Annotated in this window: 15 protein-coding genes; 3 read left to right on the plus strand and 12 right to left on the minus strand. The window is 40.6% G+C overall.

Annotated elements, in window-relative coordinates:
• Positions 1 to 68: 68 nt before the first annotated feature.
• The gene (locus CD03_RS0100390; protein ID WP_027291946.1) at positions 69 to 902 is read left to right on the plus strand and encodes a LysR family transcriptional regulator; all 834 of its coding nucleotides are present in this window, start codon (positions 69 to 71) and stop codon (positions 900 to 902) included.
• Positions 903 to 973: 71 nt separating this feature from the next.
• On the opposite strand, the gene CD03_RS0100395 is transcribed toward CD03_RS0100390, so the two are convergent.
• From CD03_RS0100395 to CD03_RS31780, 3 genes are all read right to left on the minus strand, one after another.
• The gene (locus tag CD03_RS0100395; protein ID WP_027291947.1) at positions 974 to 2,056 is read right to left on the minus strand and encodes a GGDEF domain-containing protein; all 1,083 of its coding nucleotides are present in this window, start codon (positions 2,054 to 2,056) and stop codon (positions 974 to 976) included.
• 331 nt (positions 2,057 to 2,387) lie between these two features.
• Positions 2,388 to 2,999, minus strand: coding sequence for a hypothetical protein (locus CD03_RS0100400; RefSeq protein ID WP_027291948.1), 612 nt, complete (start codon positions 2,997 to 2,999; stop codon positions 2,388 to 2,390).
• Between the two features lie 298 nt (positions 3,000 to 3,297).
• Complete coding sequence (locus CD03_RS31780; RefSeq protein ID WP_081820057.1) at positions 3,298 to 3,666, minus strand: SDR family oxidoreductase; 369 nt, start codon at positions 3,664 to 3,666, stop codon at positions 3,298 to 3,300.
• Positions 3,667 to 3,818: 152 nt separating this feature from the next.
• On the opposite strand from CD03_RS31780, the gene CD03_RS0100415 reads away from it, so the two are divergent.
• Positions 3,819 to 5,363 carry a hypothetical protein gene (locus tag CD03_RS0100415; RefSeq protein WP_027291949.1) on the plus strand — a complete coding sequence of 515 codons (1,545 nt, stop codon included), beginning with the start codon at positions 3,819 to 3,821 and terminating at the stop codon, positions 5,361 to 5,363.
• Between the two features lie 227 nt (positions 5,364 to 5,590).
• Here the strand turns inward: CD03_RS0100415 and CD03_RS0100420 are convergent, their stop codons facing one another.
• Positions 5,591 to 8,758 (minus strand): ATP-binding response regulator, encoded by a 3,168-nt coding sequence (locus CD03_RS0100420; RefSeq protein WP_081820058.1) that lies wholly within the window; start codon positions 8,756 to 8,758, stop codon positions 5,591 to 5,593.
• Between the two features lie 408 nt (positions 8,759 to 9,166).
• Between CD03_RS0100420 and CD03_RS35580 the strand changes: the two genes are divergently transcribed.
• Entirely contained in the window at positions 9,167 to 10,156 is a 990-nt protein-coding gene (locus CD03_RS35580; protein ID WP_052377595.1) for a MarR family transcriptional regulator, read from the plus strand.
• A 300-nt stretch (positions 10,157 to 10,456) separates the two neighbouring features.
• Here CD03_RS35580 and cydC read toward each other — a convergent pair whose 3' ends face one another.
• The 8 genes from cydC to CD03_RS0100470 form a co-directional block, all read right to left on the minus strand.
• Positions 10,457 to 12,115 (minus strand): thiol reductant ABC exporter subunit CydC, encoded by a 1,659-nt coding sequence (gene cydC, locus CD03_RS0100435; protein WP_027291951.1) that lies wholly within the window; start codon positions 12,113 to 12,115, stop codon positions 10,457 to 10,459.
• Positions 12,105 to 13,853, minus strand: coding sequence for an ABC transporter ATP-binding protein/permease (locus tag CD03_RS0100440; protein ID WP_027291952.1), 1,749 nt, complete (start codon positions 13,851 to 13,853; stop codon positions 12,105 to 12,107). The genes cydC and CD03_RS0100440 overlap by 11 nt, the downstream gene beginning before the upstream one ends.
• A complete protein-coding gene (locus tag CD03_RS0100445; RefSeq protein ID WP_044288797.1) occupies positions 13,846 to 14,229 on the minus strand; it encodes a nitrous oxide-stimulated promoter family protein in 384 nt (127 codons plus the stop codon). Before CD03_RS0100445 ends, CD03_RS0100440 begins: the two co-directional genes overlap by 8 nt.
• 1 nt (position 14,230) lies before the next feature.
• Positions 14,231 to 14,656, minus strand: coding sequence for a YbaN family protein (locus CD03_RS31790; RefSeq protein WP_044288798.1), 426 nt, complete (start codon positions 14,654 to 14,656; stop codon positions 14,231 to 14,233).
• 238 nt (positions 14,657 to 14,894) lie between these two features.
• Positions 14,895 to 15,752, minus strand: coding sequence for a hypothetical protein (locus tag CD03_RS0100455; RefSeq protein ID WP_027291954.1), 858 nt, complete (start codon positions 15,750 to 15,752; stop codon positions 14,895 to 14,897).
• Between the two features lie 222 nt (positions 15,753 to 15,974).
• Positions 15,975 to 18,005: an FtsX-like permease family protein gene (locus CD03_RS0100460; RefSeq protein ID WP_027291955.1), complete on the minus strand. Its 2,031-nt coding sequence runs from the start codon at positions 18,003 to 18,005 to the stop codon at positions 15,975 to 15,977.
• The gene (locus CD03_RS0100465) at positions 17,999 to 18,754 is read right to left on the minus strand and encodes an ABC transporter ATP-binding protein (protein ID WP_027291956.1); all 756 of its coding nucleotides are present in this window, start codon (positions 18,752 to 18,754) and stop codon (positions 17,999 to 18,001) included. The genes CD03_RS0100460 and CD03_RS0100465 overlap by 7 nt, the downstream gene beginning before the upstream one ends.
• A gap of 137 nt (positions 18,755 to 18,891) precedes the next feature.
• A complete protein-coding gene (locus tag CD03_RS0100470; RefSeq protein WP_027291957.1) occupies positions 18,892 to 19,905 on the minus strand; it encodes a sensor histidine kinase in 1,014 nt (337 codons plus the stop codon).
• Between the last annotated feature and the right edge of the window lie 4 nt (positions 19,906 to 19,909).

The following is a 19,909-nucleotide window of genomic DNA, read 5'->3' on the forward strand; positions in this document are numbered from 1 at the left end:
TTATCCGGTTATCGTGTATAATAGTTGATAGTGATAAGATCAATCAGATAAAATGATGAGGTGAAAAAATGGAGAGTTTAGAACTACGAATATTCCGAGAAGCTGCCAAGTCGAATTCAATTTCTAAAGCTGCTGAAAATCTGAATTACGTACAGTCAAATGTAACTGCACATATAAAGAAATTGGAAGAAGAACTGGGCACTACATTATTTATACGCCATGGAAAAGGTGTCACACTGACCGAAGACGGCGAAAAGCTGCTGCATTATGCGGATAAAATTCTTGAAATGCTGGACAATGCTTTATCCGCATTTCAAAAAGAATGTGATAGATTGCAAATCGGAGCAACACAGACACTGGCCGCTTCCCGATTGCCTCTTTGGATATCCGCCTTCCGGAAAATATATCCGGACATCCGATTATCAGTTGTCACCAGCAGTCAGGAGGATCTGATTCAAAATCTGGAAAAGCACGCACTTGATTGTGTATTTGTAGAATCAGAATACATATCACCCTGCGGGAAATCCATCTTTCAATTTTCAGAAGAATTAAGCGTCATCGCTCCTTTGAAGAGTTCGCCGCAATCCCTGCCATTTCGTCCGATTGTTGTAAATACTTTGACTACCTGCCCTTTTCGAAAACAGCTGGCCGCCTGGTCTTTTTCTCAAAATCATTCGGAACCGTCAGTCATCGAATTCGATACGGCAGAAGCAATCATGAATGCTGTGTCACTTGGTATGGGGATCTCTCTGCTGCCCTCTAGCCTTATTGCCGGAAAAAATAATCTTACCGCATTTCAAATTCCGGAAATAAAAGATTTTGATCTGCATATGGTGACTCTTGGCGGGCAGCAAAACAGACAGGTATTTCAATTCAGAGACATTGCAGCCACTTTTTATTAAAATACAAAATACCCCTGAAAAAATGCCTGTGCAGCAAAATTCCTGCACAGGCATTCTGATCCCGGGAGAGTTTATCTGCCCGGACTTAACACACGGATGGTGTAATGTCCTTTTCCCATATGTTTTGATTGATAAAGAGCTTTATCACCGTATTGATAAAGTCTATGATAATCCGTCGTCCCCTGATTATAAATACAACAGCCAATACTGACATTTACAGGAATATAATTGATACAGGCAATCTGAAGCCCCCGTATCTTTTCATAGAGACAGTCAAGACTCTGCCTGCAGATGGATTCATCCGCACATTTCAAACTGTACACAACGAACTCATCTCCTCCCATTCGGAAAAATACATCTTCTTTTGAAAATTGAGCCCGAATAACTTTTGCAATTTCTTTCAAAACTTCATCACCACTGGCATGACCATAAGTATCATTTATGGACTTAAAATCATCAATATCTAAAATGCAAAATGCCCCATACTCTTTGCGCTCAGCAAGATGCTTTATCTTTTCCTCACCGATACCCCTGTTATAGATTCCAGTAAGCACATCTTTCTCAGATTTCTCCCTGAATTTCACATAGTTTTCCACATTCTCAAGCCTGTCATCCAGGATAAAAAAATTAACACCGGCTGCCAGAAAATAAAATGCTACTAAATCAACGAAATCTTCTAAAAACAACTGAAAATCCTTAGCCAGATAGTTACATATACAGTAGACAACAGCAATGATTGTAATATAGAGACATACTCTCCAGGGTTTATCCAATATAAATAATGGCAGGACACAGATAAAAATCATTATTGTTATGGAAGGCTGGGTCGGATCCAGGAATGTTCCCAGCATAATTGCCATGATCATAACCGGCGTTATCACTGCATAAAAGGCAAATATGATATGTTTTATCTTCTTCTTATGTAAAAATTCAGCCAAAAATAACATCGCAACATAATAGACTGCCATAATTAGAAACTGGGTATTAAACGTAACAATGTCTCTCAATAAAAGACAAAATAATAAGACTGCAACGGAAATAATAACCCCAACAACAGAAAAGTCCCTTAAGCTTTTATAATTTCTAATCCTGATCTCTTCTGGATATAAATCAACTGTTTTACCTAAAAAATTAGTTTTTACTTTCTGGAACATTTCGTATCTCCTTTGTGTCTCATATAAATATTGAAGCATGATATAAATTATGATTAGTTATCTCAAATATTCAATATAGGATTACAGTATAACATAATATCGAATAAATTACAGCATTACATATGCTGTAATTCTAATTCAAATCGAATTAAATTCAATTAAATCGTGACCTTACCTGCCCTTACAAATATAAAAAATGCCGGCTGACCTGTTACTAATTACTAACTTCAGCCAGCTGGCATTTATACTTTGTAAAGTTGATTATAATTAAGATTATTTTCGTTATACTTTATATTCACCATATCGCTATTGTCAATCGTGTCAGCTTCCATCAATTACCATACAGATCCATGACTCTCTGAACCATAGCTTCAACATCAGATTTTGACACTGTCTTTTCCGCTCCATCTATATCACTTTTTTTGAGAACGCCTACCCGTTTCAAATTTTCTACATCTGACATTGCCCATTCCGGCACAGAACTGATATCTACATCTTCTTTCTGCTTTTTACTGGCTTCCGGCTCAGGCAGTGTACCAAATGCCCTGCTTACAATCACCAGCATATCCATACCGTCAGCCTCTTCGTTCTCACGATCTTCCAACCCTTTCAAAAGAGAATCTCTTTTTATTCTGTTGCCATATTTAGCAGCAGTTTCAACCATAAGATCCGATGCCTGTCCCAGAGTCATGCTCCCTTCCGATGCCTGGGAATCCTTCGAATCCTGTTCTCCCTGAGCTTCTCCGGGTGCTTGCGTTTCCCCTGTCTTTTGCGTTTCCCCTGTCTTTTGTGTCTCCCGGGTCTCTCCAGCATTCTGTGTCTCCTGGACCTTTTTGGTTTCTCCCGTTGTCCCACTTTCTTTTGCTGTGGGACTGCATGCTGTGATACCAATTGCACAGCCCAGTAAAATCCCAGTTAATACAGCCGCTTTTTTTGCTTTCAAATTAAATTCCTCCTTATATTTAGCTTCCCTAACATTTATTATATGAAATTTGTAGGAATAATCAAGTAAAACCTTTCTTTTCTGGCAGAGCCCGATTTTTCATATGTAAAATCAAAATAATTATGGTGATTATTATTCTGATGATGTAAATTATTTCCCAGTCCAGGAATTCTGATGAAAAGAACATTTAAAAGAACCTGCTATGATTATCCTCATAACAGGTTCTCTTCTTAATTATCTTCTTATTTATCTACTTACACTTATCTATTTTCCACACAAAATAATTTACAGCCGAACTTTACACAATAGCTCCTCCCCCATCAACAACAATAAACTGCCCCTGCACATAACTGGAAGCGTCACTGGAAAGATAGAGCACGGTACCATTCAGTTCCCCTTTTTCTCCCGGACGTCCGGCGGGATTCATCATGGAATATCCCTGTAAGAACTTCTCGGATTTAAACAGCGTCCCGCCAGTCATCTCTGTTTCAAATAAAGCAGGACCGATTGCATTTACGGTAATTCCATATTTTGCATAAGAGCACGCCATGCCTTTGGTTAATCCAAGAACCGCAGATTTGGAGGCATTGTAGGAATGGCGGATAAACATATCATCTTTATCTGCGATAACCGCATTGAACGGAAGCAATATTAACCACTTTTCCATATTTCCGTTCTGTCTTTCCTTTTTGATTGACAAATATAACGGGTTGAATCAGGAGCAGTTGATATCCAAAATGTTTCATTGCCAAACCTCAAAATGTGCGTTATAATTACTTTAATTGCTATTTAGACAGAACCAGGAGGTGAGATGTAGGTATGAAAGACGACCAATATGAACAACTAGCCGCAGTTCTTCGTCCAATGCTGAAAAAAAACCTGATCCAAACATACGAAGCCTACATCAATTGCAGTAGAGCAGGTCACTATATCCGGAAAAATATACTTAAATTAAGGCACGATGATCTCACCTTAGAGAAAATAATTGCCCACGCAGTAAAGGAAGCCGCCTCTGAATCGATTGATGTGGAGGAGGGAATCCGTAAGCTGCGTGAATTGCGCCGGGTTTATAAGCGAAACTGGTCGGATACCATTCGCGAAGAGGTCATGGATCCTGAGAATTTGAAACCGCGTAACCCCCAGCTGCTACGTAAAGAAGCGGAAGCAGCTTATGACATCAGCATTTATAAGAGAACTGACCATCGTAAATCGGTGGAGGCCCGCATGCGGGAGCGTTATGAAGAAATTGAAAACTGGAGGGCGGACGTAACCGCTCTGATTACTGATTTCCATTTTTATGGAGGAAAACCAGCCAAATCACAGGCAAATGCTTTTATTCATGATATTGCTCTTGAATCTTTGATCATTGTCAACCGTGAATTCAATGGCTCTTTGGAAGGGTACACAACGAAATTCCCAATGGTCTACATGCAGGCGCCGATCTTCAATTACCGAAGCACAAATCTGGATTTTGAAGTTGAAATCCTGCAGAATGAAATCCGTCTTTTCAACAGTTATGACTTTGAAGGCGGAAATGTCCGCGTGGAAATGAGTACGGAGAATCTGGATCTTCCATCCGTCACTTCCGCAGACACTTTAGACGAAATCAAATCTAAATATAATATTAATACTATGACTAAACGGGATCTGGATATGAAGGACCGCGAGATTCTGAACTGTCTCTATACGATGATGTCCGCAGAAACAGTTCGTACAAGATTAATTACCGGGAAATTAAAGAATCTGGCCCGGCTGGTATTTAACATTGAAACTCCGCGTAAAAAGCATCTGGATGATATCAAAGAACGGCTCTTTAAACTACAGGACTACAACTATTCGGTAACTATTACCGATAAGGAAACCGGTAAAGAGGCCGAAAAGCTTCAGTTGAATATGATTGTAACTGCCCGTGTTTATGAAGACCACGGTGTAGTTTATTTTGAAGTTCAGCCAAGTGACCAGATGATTAACACTTATATTCAGAAAAAATATGTCAATATTCTTTCCCAGAGTTATCGTTTGATTGATTCGCCGCAAACAAAAGCAATCTTGGTTATGCTTCAGTCCGAACGATTGATGTCTTACATGAATAACAGCCTTGATGCGACTTTTACTTTGAATTACTTCCGTGCACATATGAAATTGCCGCGGATGAATCCGGCGGCATTGAAAAAAGAACTGGACAAGCATCTAAAAATATTGAAGGATAAGCAAATCGTTGTGGACGAATATTCAATTAAACGTGCGGAAATCGATGTTCATTTTACACCTTTAGAGGACCGGGAGCTGATAGCTTACGGTATTGAACGCAATCTTCTGGCTGAAACAAATATTATTGACGCTGAGTATACCGTAAAAGCTTAGAGAGTGTCTTACTATAAAGAGGTAACCCCATGAAACATACTGAAGATAACAGAGGAAGACGATACGAGCGCCGTGGTCCTAACAGCTCCCGAAGAATATAATTTCTGCATACGATACAGCTGCTGGTGGAATCTATACAAAAAGCTGTATATTCCATCGACAGCAGCTGTCATGTAATCACAAAGCTGTTCATTGCTTCTCCTAACAGAAAATAAGAAAATGCGGTTCTATATATACTTCTCGAGAGTAGTCAGCAATTGCTGATAGTCAATTGGTTTTGAAACGTGCTCGTTCATCCCTGCCATCAATGCTTTTGCAATATCCTCGGCAAATGCATTTGCCGTCAATGCAATAACCGGAATGCTGTCAGCCTGGATATGATTACTGTTCCGTATCATCCTGGCTGCTTCGAAACCATCCATTACCGGCATCTGAAGGTCCATCAGAACAGCCTGGTATGTACCCGGACCGGATTTCTTAAATACTTCCAGAGCCTTCTTCCCATTTTCCACACCGTCAATTACCAGCCCCGCCTCCTGTAATATAGTTTTTGCTATTTCCATATTCAGTTCATTATCTTCAGCCAGTAAAATCCGTTTTCCTTTAAATTTGATTAAAGCCTTTTCCAAGATCATTTCTTCCTGACTGCCATCTGTATCATCTTCATCTATAAATTCTGTTTCGAGACCGGGATCTGCTGTTTTCAGATAAAGTGTGACAATAAAACGGCTTCCCTCACCCAGTACACTTTCTACCTGGATATTTCCCTGCATAGTCGCTACTATCCCCTGTGCAATCGGCATTCCTAGACCCGTTCCCTGTATATGCTGTACCTCTACAGCCTCTGACCGGGAAAACGGATCAAAGATACGCTTCAGATAATCCTTCGACATTCCGATCCCATTATCTTCCACCGTAAAGACAAAACATCCAAGCTCTGAAGCTCGTGCGGTAACCTCCTGTATGGTTACACATATTTTTCCTCCGTCCGGCGTATACTTCACAGCATTAGACAGGAGGTTTAATAATACCTGCCTGATCCGGTTCATATCTCCAATTAACAGCTTATGAACGAGATCAATATATTTAAACTGTAATTCATGGCCTTTTTCCTCTGCAGCCGAACGAATGATAGAGCTGATACTCCTGATAAGTTCTTTCAGATGAAACGGCTCTTCTAACAGCACCAGTTTCCCTTTTTCAATCTTTGACATATCCAGAATTTCATTGATCAGTCCCAGAAGATGTTTACTGGATATATTAATCTTTTCCAGACAGTCTGTCACCCTGTCTGCTTCATCTATATGAGAAGCCGCTATAGCCGACATCCCTACAATTGCATTAAGGGGTGTTCGGATGTCATGGGACATCTGCGCCAGAAAATTACTTTTTGCTTCGTTAGCATTCTTCGCTGCTTCATATGCGGCCAATAATGCCTTCCTGTTTTGAGCTTCCTGCTCTTTCTCTTCCTCAACACTGTGCGCTGCAAGAATAATTTTAACCGGGATCCCATTTCTGCTCTCGGCCAATATAATATGTAAACGCATCCATCCAAAATATCCGCCGTAATCTCTCCGGTACTCCAAGTCGTAGATAGGTTCTTCCTGACCGACCCTGCTTCGGATTTTTTCTATGGAAAGCTCTTGAATGAACCGATTCCGGTCTTCTTTTTGAATCAGACGTTCACTATAGACTTTCATGAGAACTTTATAGTCATCACTGTCGCCAATATAGACGGCAATATCTTTACGCTGATTGAAAGCCTGATATGTCCCGGCTGCAAGATCCACATAAAATACCGAGTGATAGAAAGAAGACAGCCCCCTAATAATATTCTGATATTCAAAATATAATTTCTTCTGCTGCTCTTCTGCCAGCTCCTCCTGTTTTTGTTCATTAATATTCATATTTGCAAAAATAACCCTGGTTACCACACCATCCTGCATCTCTGCAATACTGAAACGTGACCGTACCCACTCCAGATGATCCTGATACATCCTTCTGAAATCAATATCAAAAACCGGCTGTTCCAAGGTAAGCGTCTGCCGCAAAATATCCGGATTTCCGGCTCTTCGCATTTTTTCCTGATCATCTTTATACACTTGTGTCTGTATAAATTTCTCATAATACTTATTCAGTTCTCCCTTGGGAAATTCATGACTGTTGCGAATCATATCTTCCTGCCAGATAGCTTCCTCGATGTTATTTTCTAAATCAAAAATGTATATGGAATAATAACACTGGCATAAATTGGACAATACATTTTCCCTCTGCTCTGCCTCCTGTTTTTCGTCTATATTCCGAATTGTAAACAGGATGCGCTCTACCATATCCTGTCTGATTATGGTGGAATAATATTTGTAGTAGTGGAGAACCCCTTCACTATCCCATAAACGAAGCCGCCCTTCCATGTAGTTGTTTACCTGATATTTAGCTGCATCTAAAATCTGATCCAGTTCCTTCTTATCCTCCGATGGCATTTTCTCAATCATCTGTTGGTAAAAATGTTCAAAATCCCCATGATGTGATAAATGAAGAAGATCACCTGAGTAATGGATACAATTATACTCTGTTTTTTCCAAATCCATGCTGACAACCAGTTTATACATCTGGGATACTGCTATCTGAGAAGTTGTCTCTTCCATTCTCTTGGCAACTTCCCCGTCCTGCTCATCAAAAGCAGCTATGATCCATGGATACTCGGCTGAATACCTCGAAGAAGGAACTAACCGGATACGCCGCCATCCTCCATCCACGTTCCGGTACAGCCTTTCTAACCATTTATCCCCTTTCGACAATATATCCCTGACCTTGCTTAAGTCCACCATATCCAGCACAAGTTTTTTATATTCCGGCGCTACGATCTGTTCTGCGTAAAAACGGAAATATTCTTTATAATCAGAGAATTTCAATGCAAGTTTTCGAAACTCCTCCGGCGCTTTCACAATTTTATAGGAATCATCCTTCAGGTTACACATGAAAATACCGCTGTAGCTTTCACTCAGCGTCTGTATCACCAAATCATGCTCTTGTTCCAGCATAACGGTATCCGTGATATTCTGATGGTATCCCCTCAGGCAAATTCCTTCTTCATAGCTCCAATCCCTGACACCGCCGCAGCGAACATATATCCGTCCCCATTTTGGGTGTGTCCAGTTATATTTCACTTCTGCCCTGCTATCAGAAATTATTTTATCTACTCCCGACTGCACTACATGATAATGCTCATCTGCAATGCGGTTATACCACACCCGGTAGCATTCTTCAGGTGTAGGCGCCTCTTCGAATCCCAGCAATTCCAACATGACATTATCCACATACATCCTGGGTTCTTTTTTCTGATCCAATTCGATTGCCCATAATCCGGTCTGGGCCTCTCGTAGTACTGCCTGCATCTTATCTGCTTCCTTAAATCGTTCCAATATCGTTGCCCTTTCTTTCTTCTGCAAGTTTTAATTATATGGCTTCACTGTGCATAACCAAATAGTTTATATGCATAACCAAGCAATTTCTGCGCATAACCAGACAGCTTCTGCGATAAATCACTGCTAAGTATGAATTAACCGTTTTGGTTAATCACTTTATAATTTATTTTAACATTATATAACTTACTTTGCCAACCGTTTCCACGTAATAATATTGTATACAATAAATACAATTCAGTTGATTCATTATAATTTATACAGGTACCTTACTTTTTTTCAAAAACATGTTGACAAATTAGAAAGGTACCTGTATTATATAAATCAAGGTACCTTTGTTTTTTCAAATACACAATCAGATACAGAAAGGAGAACACCAATATGAACGATCAAATAAAAGATCTAATGGAACTATTTACAAGAGCAGATGCATTGCTGCACCGATATCAGGGGGCATACTTCCGAAACTTCGGTCCTTTCTCAAGCCCTCATAAGGGACAGGGCCGCGTACTCTCCCTCTTGAAACTACAGCCTGAGATCACGCAAAAGGAACTCGGATATTTATTGGATATGCGGAATCAGTCACTTGGAGAACTTTTAGGAAAATTGGAGCGAAATGGGTATATTACACGTACTCCCTCAGAAAAAGACCGTCGTGTAATGAATATCAGACTCACGGATGATGGATCAAAAGCGGCTGAAGAGCTGGGCGGAAAACAAGATGATGTAAACCAAATCTTCTCTTGCCTGAGCGATGAAGAACAGGCAATGTTGAGTGATTATCTGGAACGGCTCATCAATGCATTAGAAAAAACCTTTGAAGAAATGGGTATTCCGGAACATGACCACGGACATCATGGGAATCGTCCTCTTGATCATCCTCATGGACATCCTCATAACCATCCGTATGATCAGCAGCAGGGACATCCTCATGACCATCCGCATGATCAGCAGCAGGGATATCCGCATGACCATCCATATTGCCAGCAGCAGAGACATCCGCATGATCATCCGCATGACTATCCATATTGCCAGCAGCAGGGACATCCTCATGACCATCCGCGTGGACAGGAACGTAATTTCGGCAGACCACAGGACTTCGGCAATCCTATTGCCGATAAACACATTCACAGGACAAATTTTGAGGGACGACCGGATTATTCTGGATACCCAAAACATCCGGGACATCTGGAAGAAGCCTCAGAAGGTTTTACCGAAGACACAGAACGTCCTGAATTCTACGAAGGTATGGATTGTCCCAAACATCCCGGCTGCCACGGAAACCGCTGCCGGAAATGCGATTTTGATAATAAAAAGGATTCGCATACCGGGATCAGCGAAGCAAAACAAGAACAGGAAAATAAGTTGTAATTAAGATGCAGCTTCGGGAGGGAATAGCTCCCTCCCATTTTTGCACTCAAAAACAGGTAAAAGGAGTGATAATTATGTTTACAAGTATCGTGTTATTTTTTTACGGCATTCATCTTCTGATAAAAGACCTGGTAAATGGCTTGCAAAGTAAAATAATTAGATTAGCATAATGAATTTACAAAATGCTTAGCTTTTCATTCCAGTCATCACCAATAAACATTATCACGCTTTATTGATAAAAGAAGATAAAAGCAAACCAATCTGTCATGGGATGGTCCGGTTTTTATCTTCTCTTATATATCAGGACGCTCTGTCTCCTGTCATATGATACACCCTGTCCGTAATATTCATGGTAGACTGCCTGTGGGATACAAGCAGTACAGTCCTCTCTCTGCAGGCTTCCTGCAAGGATTTCAGTACAATCCCTTCATTCAGGCTGTCCAGGCTGCTGGTAGGTTCATCCAGTAAAATAAATGGCGCGTTGTGCAGAAATGCTCTTGCAATTCCAATTCTCTGCCGTTCCCCTCCGGACAGCGTATCTCCAAGCTCTCCAACCGGTGTGTCATACCCTTTTGGCAGCTTTTCTATAAATTCATGAATGGAAGCTTTCTTTGCGGCCTGCATGATCTCCTCTCTGCTGGCATTGGGGTTGGCAACTGCAATGTTCGCTGCAATAGAATCATGGAAGAGATAGGTTTCCTGCGTTACATAGCTTTCCATATTTCTCAAATCAGAGGTATTAATATCCCTGACATTTTTATCTGAAATTTTAACACTGCCCTTTTGCACATCAAAGAAACGCATCAGTAATTTTAAAAGTGTTGATTTACCGGAACCGCTTTTTCCAAAAATTCCGATGATTTCCCCTTCCTTCATTTTCAGGGAATAATCCTTCAATATTTCTTCTTTTCCATATGCAAAGGAAACCTGTTTGCAGCATACACTGGAAAATCCGGTTGCTGCTTTTCCGGTAACCTCTTTGATCTCAGGCTCCTCCTCTAAAAGAGATAAAACCCGCTCACCGCTTGCCAATGTCTGGTTCAGATTATTGGAAAGGCTTGATAGTGCCGCAGTAGGTCCAAATGATCCCATCATGGCAATGGTACAGATAATTACGCCGGTAAAATTGCTGTATCCCGCAGTATATGCATACAACATTAAGAACAGCATACTGAAGGAAAATAGAAGGATCACCAGATTAGTAGCAGCTCTGGAACCGCCCTCCATTTTCTGTAATTCTTCCTGTTCCCCGGATAATCTCTCCGATTGTTCCCGCATACGCTTCTTTTGTTCATTTCCGCATCCATATTGAATGGTCTCGTGAAGCCCCCGAAGATTATCCAGAACGAAACTGTTCATTTCTCCCAAATCATTGCGGTATTTCATTCCTTTGGAAGAACCACGTTTTGAATTCCAAAGCGGAAGCCAAACCCCTACGATAAGGTAGCCCACCAGTGCCAGTATTCCAGCCGGAAGATAAAAATATCCAATAAAGCATGCCATAAACAGGGAGGTTAAAAATGCAATGGCGATTGGAGAAATCGTGTGTGCATAAAACACTTCCAGCAACTCTATATCACTGGTGATAATAGAAATCAGATTTCCTTTATCCTTGCCTTCCAGTTTCGCCGGAGCCAGTTTTCTAAGTGCAGAAAATACTTTGTGACGGATAATTGCCAGTAATTTAAATGCAATGTAATGATTACAAGCCTGTTCCCCATAGTGGAGAATTCCCCTGCAGATGGCAAACGCAATAAGCAGGCCAAAGGTAACTGTTAAAGACAACAGATTCTTTTCACCCAAACCATGCAGGATCCCCACGCCTGCCAGTATAGTCAGAAATATTGCAAACAGATATCCCACAACACCAAGCAGGATTGCCGCAGCCATCACATGCATTAATGGTTTGATCAGACCGATCAATTTTCCCATAATTTTAATTCCACTTCTACGATGCATATTCTGCTCCTTCCTTCTGTCTGTATTGTTCCAACTGCTGTTGATTTTCATAAAGTTTTGCATAAACACCGGCATTGCCGAGTAAATTCTCATGAGATCCCGATTCTGCTATTTTCCCATTCTGCAGTACATAGATGTAATCCGAGGAAACTACATTTTGCAGGCGGTGGGAAATCAGAAGAACCGTTTTGTGTCCCGCCAGTCCATAGATGACTGACATAATCCGTTCTTCACTTTCAACATCAATATTGGAAGTCGCTTCATCAAATATATAGATTTCCGAATCATGCAGTAATGCTCTGGCCAATGCCAATCTCTGCTGCTGTCCTCCGGAAAGGTTGGACGCCTTTTCCTGAAGCTGTGTATTCAGTCCCTGACCGGCATATAAAAATTCATATAAATCCACATCCTTTAATACCTGATCCATCTGTTCTTTAGATGCAGAAGGATTCCCCATCGCCAGATTCTCCTCAACGGTACCTTTAAATAAATAACTATTCTGCCCAACCATGGTAATATGTGACATAAGGCTGGCCTCTGAAATGTCCGAAAGTTCTTTTCCTCCAATGGTAATACTGCCTTCATAGCCTTTGTTCCTGCTGGTCAGGATCGCCGCCAGCGTACTCTTGCCGCATCCTGAGTTGCCTACCAGCGAAACAATACTTCCCTTGGAAATCGTAAGATTAACATGATCTAAAATCTTACGTTCGCTGTCATAACAAAATCCCGCATCTTTAAATCTGATCGTATGATTTTGCTTCGGTACCTCCTCTTGCCCGTTTTTCGTTTCCTGCAGATCCAAAAGGCGGAACATCTTATCACTGGCTGCCATTCCGTTCATAGCAATATGAAAGAAAGACCCCAGTACACGGAGGGGAATAAAGAATTCCGCTGCCAGAAGAATCAGCGTAACAGTACCTGCCAACCCAATATTTCCTGCTATATATTCTCGGACTGCAACGATCATACCAATCGCTGCTCCTCCGTAAGCCACCAAATCCATAACACTGATGGAATTCAGCTGCATGGTTAATACACGCATGGTTACTCGTCGGAACTGTTCGGACTCTTTATCCATTTCTTCCGCTTTTTTCCCGTCAGCCTGATAAATCTTAAGTGTGGTAAGACCCTGTAGATTTTCCAGAAAGCTGTCTCCAAGTTCTGTATAAGATCCCCAGTATTTATTCAGAAGCTTTTTTGCAAACTTCTGTACTCCCATAATGGATGCAGGAATCAGCGGAACGCAGATAAGCAGCACAATACATGCTTTTAAACTGATAAATGATAACACTGCAAATAAAGTCAGCGGTGCAAGAAGGCTGTAAAAAAGCTGGGGCAGGTATTTACCAAAATAGATCTCTAACTGCTCCACACCTTCTACTGATACCTGGACAACCTCTGCTGTAGAGATTTTTTCCTTATAGGAAGCTCCCAATCGCAGCAGTTTTTCGTAAATTTTCTCCCTGATTGTAATTTTTACATCCCGGCTTGCAAGGAAGGATGCTTTTGCAGCAAGCCTGTCACAGCCAAACCGTATCAAAACAGATACCGCCAGGATGCAGGCACTGACTGCCAAAAGCTCCGTTCCCAGCATCCCCCGATATGTTTTTTCAATTAAATTTCCAACTGTCGCAGCTGCTGATATATTTGCAATCAGAGCCACCCATTGCCACAAAACATTCTGTATTATATATTTTTTAGAATCAGCCAGCAAGCCGACTAATCTTGTTTTAATCATGGCGTTTTGCCTCCTTCTTTTTTTCTTTCAGGGTACACCACATATGGTGTATTGCCATAAACGGGTGATAAAAAAGCATTCTGGGACCGGAAAACCGCATCACTTCCCGAATCTTTTCCCGCATTTCTGACTGGTAACAATGTACCCGGCAGTTGCTGCAAAACGTCTTATTCTCCATAAAAGGACATCTTTGAATTTTTTTTTCAGCATAAGCAAGTAAATTCCTGCATTCCGGACATAATTCCTTCCGGTTGTTATCCTGTTTTTTATTTTGATTACTATTATGGTTTTTCCTGCAATATAATTGGATCATCATGCTGACTGTTTCTTGTTCCTGGAGACGCTTTAACTCTCCCTTACTACGTTCTGCTGCCATATTAATCTGTTAACTCCGTTCTGTCTGCTGCATATTCCACATTTTTCTTACCACCTGGTATTGTTGCAATCCGAAAAAAGAAATAATAATACTTAAACAACACAAGCAGCACGATTACCACCCGTCCTGGAATATTGTGCATCATAAAAAATGCAAGGGTCAGCATCGCCGATACCGGCAGCAGGATAAAGAGTTTTGTCTTCAGTGTCATAGCCCGGTTACGGACAAAGCTATCCAGGTGCTTTCTATAAAGTCCGGTATTCATAAACCAGTAATGAAACCGCTTCGACCCCTTTGCAAAACAAAATGAAGATACTAACAAAAACGGCGTGGTGGGCAGAATTGGCAATACCACCCCGATTGCTCCAATTCCCAAGCTTAGAAAAGCCAGTATCAGCCACAGTAATTTAAATGGATTCTTTTTCATATACGCCTTCCTTCCTTTTTCTGATCTTTTAACGGATAAATGCTTTCCGAATTAGCAACAGCTAACTTATCTACGCTATAGTTATATATTACGAAACGGAAACTGTCAATGTGAATAAAAAAGTGTTGCACATGCGCAACGTTGTGGTATGAATCCGAAAATTGCTGATAATTTCTATACCTAATCGTTGTGCCAGTGCAACACTTCATAAATTAATGATAAATTTTATCAATTTATATTATATATATAGCACCAATATTGCCGTACTTTCCGGCATCCCGGCCTCTTCTTCATTGCAGGTCATGGTCAGAAGTACCGTTCCCTGTAGGATATTGCTCTCCTGAATATAAGTAAAAGTAATGGCAGACAAAGGAATCCGTACCTTGTTATTCTTAATACGCGCCAGCTTACAGATTCCGTCTTCGCTGTACTTCATAGTCTGCATCCGTCCTCTGAGAGACACGTCTGCCATATGGGATACGGGCATCTCCACATCCAGCGCGGTTAGCTCCAGATATCCGTCCCTCTTTCTGCAGATCATGTTTCCCGGGTGCCGAAATGCCTGATTAGCCATTGAAATCCTGCCTGGTATGCGGTCTTTTTCCCGATAGAAGGTAAAGGAAATGTCATAATCACCCACGGCTAAATAATCACTTAGTTTTCTGCCATTAAAAGTCTGTACGTGCTTATCACTTGCCTTCAGGGAATCGCAGGCTCTATGTAATATTCCAAGTCTTCTTAAAATCTGTACCACATCCTCGCTGCATGCTTCTATGATACACCTGGCCTGATCTTCTGCCCGGATGGAATCCATGCCTTCTTTTTGCAGCCATAAACTGATCTCAGCCAGCTTGCAGCGGTAATCCTTTAGTAAATCTTCCCCAAACGGGGTAAATTCATATTCCTCTGTCAGTATACTCTTAGAAACGCACTCCCCATAAAAACGTGATAAAGTCGAAGCATTTACCGAAAGCTCTTCTCCCAGTCTTCGCAGTCCCGGTCTTTCCTTATTCAGTAAATGTTTATGTAATACCTGCAAATATTCATACTGCTTCCCGGTCAATTTGCAATCTGTATTTTTATCATTCCGGTTCATGTGTACCCCCTGCCTTTTTTCTTACATATATAATATCATACCATGGCTGCTGTTTTTTACAATATCTATATTGATACTTTTTCTCATATATGTCTTTTATTCAACCTTTTATACTCAACTTCTGCTTTATCTTCTCATGCTTTCCTCTGCGTTCATTCTTATTACGCATTCATCTTCTGCATTTATCTTCTACATTTATCTGATTACATCTTTTGCTCATCTTCAAATAATACTCTTCTTATAATTTTTACAAACTGCAATAAAGTAAATACCATATAATATAAAAAGCAAGCCCACTGCACTGGCTATCGCTCCCCAAATCCATCCATACCCCTCAAAAACAGGAAAAATATAGGACTGAGGCTGCATAATATTCATGGAAATGAACACCAGACTGCTGCTGATCACAACAGCCGGAATCACCGGCAGGAGAAAAAATGCAGCCAGCTGCTTATTTACAGTTTGATTTACTGTCTGAGTGCTCATACCAATATGCCTTAATATATCATATTGCTTTTTATGTTTTCCGCAATCACTGAGAATCTGAGTTACTAAAATCGTAGCACCTGTGATGACAAATATAAGCGCCAGATAAAAAAGCGCTATCATGATCGAATAGACATCCGCATAATTCTTCTTAAATGCCGATCTTCCGGATATATAGTCTTTGCCGGAATCCGGTATACTTGTACCATAAGCACCCATATCACTGCTGGACACCATTAAATTCCTGTCTAGAATCTCCAGGCGTTCATCCTGTGCACACAAATTTTCTAACGCTATACTGCTGACCGGTTCGAAGGTCTGCGCCGTATATACCTGGTATATCACAGGCAGTTTATCCGCCATTTCATCCGGTACGACAATAATAAAATCCATACCGTTACCATAAGAATCTGCCTGGTTAAAAGGTGCTGTGTTAATGCTGTTTAACTCCATCGTTTTACCATTCATGACAACCTGACGATGCATGTATTCGCTGTAAGCATCTTGCAGTGCCGGAACGCAATGTATGATATATTCATTTTCTTTTATCTGAGGAACATCTATGGCAAGCATTCTGCACAACGCACGGTAGTCGCTGTATTTCATGTAAGTATCATATTGGTATTCCACATATATCTCTTGCGGCAGATCGCTGTAACTGGCAGCAGCCTTAGCCCGGATATCCCGAAATGTCTGATCCTCATTATGATAGATATAATATAAATGATCTGCTTCCACCGGTACAGTCTCTTCTATTCTGCTGCGGTAACCGGAAAAATCACTGTTTGGGTTTTTACTGAGAATTACAATATCAAACACATTCAACTCTATCGATCTGCCGGCTATCTCATTTACGGAAACTGCAACGCCCATAGCAGTCAGTGCCAGTGTAAAGAGTACAGATATCATGCACAGTGTCATACTTAGGGATGCTATCTTAGAAGTAAAAGAACGGAGTAAAAAAAGCCTGTTTTTGCTGTATTTTATATTTTCCCTGCTGCCGAATACCTTTGCAAGAAACCCGGGAACACTCTGGAAAAAACCAAACAGAAAAAGTACGATTAATACCATTCCCAGCAAGACATCATACCCTTTCCCAAGGGGCATATACATAAATAAACCAATTCCGCCCGCGCCGAAAACAAGTGATATTACAAAAACCACAGCCATCCAGCCGGTTTTTTCCAAACTGGTATTCTCATTTCTTTTCTCATAATAAAGCAAATCGTACAACTTCATTTTCCGGATAGATCTGCCGTTTTTCCAGAGTGCGAAAATAAAAATCATCAGAAAATACAAGCCTGTCAGTGCAATTGCCGGTATGGAAAATGAAATAGAGAACTGATAATCTATACCAAATAAATTTAAGATTATAATTTTCAGGATTTCAGAAATCAGGTATCCAAATAAAGTGCCGCAAACAAATGCCACTCCGCAGATCAGAAAATTTTCTTTAAAAAATAATTTGGAAATATTTTTATTGGAAATACCCAGTATCATATAGGTACTTAACTCTTTACTCCGCTTCTTTAACATAAAATTAGTCATGTAATGAACCAGCCATCCCAGTATAAAAACAATCAGGAGGGAAATCGTAATTATCATGTAAAATAAAATTTCAAGTTCAGGCAGACTGGCAACAATATCTGAAAAAATAAGCGCATTAAAACCATACATGAAAGAAACGGTGCAGGTAATTGTAATGAAATAAATCATGTACTCCCTTGCCTGCCGCTTTGCATTCCTTATGGACAGTTGTTTTAGCATGGAACATCACCTCCCAATAAGGAGAGCACATCCAGAATTTCATGATAGAATTTTGAACGCGTTTTCTCACCTTTCCATATTTCATTGAAGATCTTTCCATCTTTTAAAAATAAAATACGGTTTGCATAACTGGCTGAGAAAGCATCGTGGGTAACCATGAGAATAGTGGCTGTCAAATCCCGGTTTAACTCTTCCATCACCTCCAACAGCCTGAATGCCGATTTAGAATCCAGTGAACCGGTAGGCTCGTCAGCCAATATCAGTTTCGGCCTGGTAACAACAGCTCTTGCACATGCACATCGCTGCCGCTGTCCACCGGATACCTGATACGGGAATTTAGGCAGAATATCCTCAATCTGCAGCTTCCCTGCGATTTCCATGACACTTCTGGTAATTTCTTTAGGCTTCATCCCTTTTATCGTCAGGGGCAAAGCTATATTTTCCTCAATTGTCAGGGTGTCCAGCAGATTATACTCCTGAAAAATAAACCCCAGATTATCCCTGCGAAAGGCTGTGATTTCCTCTTCTTTAATTGTCGTAATGTCATCCCCGTCTAACAGGATTTTACCCGATGTTACCGTATCAATGGTAGAAATACAATTGAGCAGTGTCGTTTTTCCGGAACCGGAAGCCCCCATTATACTTATAAATTCACCTTTTTCCACACAAAAGCTGACCTTATTTAAAGCCTTAGTAATATTCGTTTTCGTACCATAATATTTTTCGATATATTCCACCTGCAACAACATATACTTACTCCTTTTCGCTTTTTTCCCGAATCATCTTTGAAACTTACTCCGGAATGCTGTCATTGTAGCAGTATTTTCCCCTCTGTTGTATACAGGAAGCTTTATTTTAACTTACAAATTTGAAAGAAAACAAACCATCACTGCCCCTGAATATAATTTCCTTTTGGAAAGAAAAGCCTGATAGCCGTATACTCCCCCGAAACAGACATGGCTGAAATCTCTATTCCCAGTTTTTTGCTCAATTCCCTGCACAGATATAGCCCAATCCCGGTAGAATTATGGTTCGCCCTGCCATTGCTGCCTGTAAATCCTTTATCAAATATACGGCTCTGCTCACTTTCTTTAATCCCTATTCCATTGTCCCGGATCGTAAGCGATACACCCTGCTCAATCTGTTTTGCCAATATATCGATCTGTAGAGAATCCTGCTTTCCGTATTTGATGCAATTAATGATAATTTGATTAATGATAAACTCGACCCATTTCTGATCCGTATATACCGCGAGATTTACCTGCTCTGCATTTACAGCAACATGGTTTGAAATCAACAGCTGCTTGTTTCTGGCAAGCACATTTTGAACTGCTGACTTTAAGCTCACTTCTTTGATCATATAATCCTTTTCGACATTTCCCATTCTGGCATAATAGAGCACTCTTTCCACATCTGTTTCAATCTGCTCTACCTGGGATAGAATTTTCCTTGACTGGTCCGTCTTATGGTTCTCACATATTAGTTTTGTTCCTGTAATCGGTACCTTTATTTCATGTATCCATTTTTCAATAAAATCCCGGTACTCTTCATTTTCACGCTGTGCCCGGGATACTTCATCCGCCATGGACTTCATTGCATTTTTCATAATCCGGAAATAGACACCGCCTTCTCTTGAAACAGGAACCTTCGCTATTTCAGCAGTAAGGTATTTCTGTTCCAACGCATCCGACAGCGATATTAACTCCTCATAATATTTCTTCCGGTATCTGTAATCCGGAAGCAAGTAAAAAAACAATATGATCAGCCATAACATTATGATTACCATTATCTCCCCAATGCCATTTCCGATCATATACAAAAATATGGACAGACCACAAATGCAGGCAGCATTTAAAAGCAATGCGCCCGATCTGTCCGAAAGATAATCTTTTAATTTCATACTG

The organism is Robinsoniella sp. KNHs210 (assembly GCF_000686105.1).
In the GTDB taxonomy this organism is placed as follows: domain Bacteria; phylum Bacillota; class Clostridia; order Lachnospirales; family Lachnospiraceae; genus Robinsoniella; species Robinsoniella peoriensis.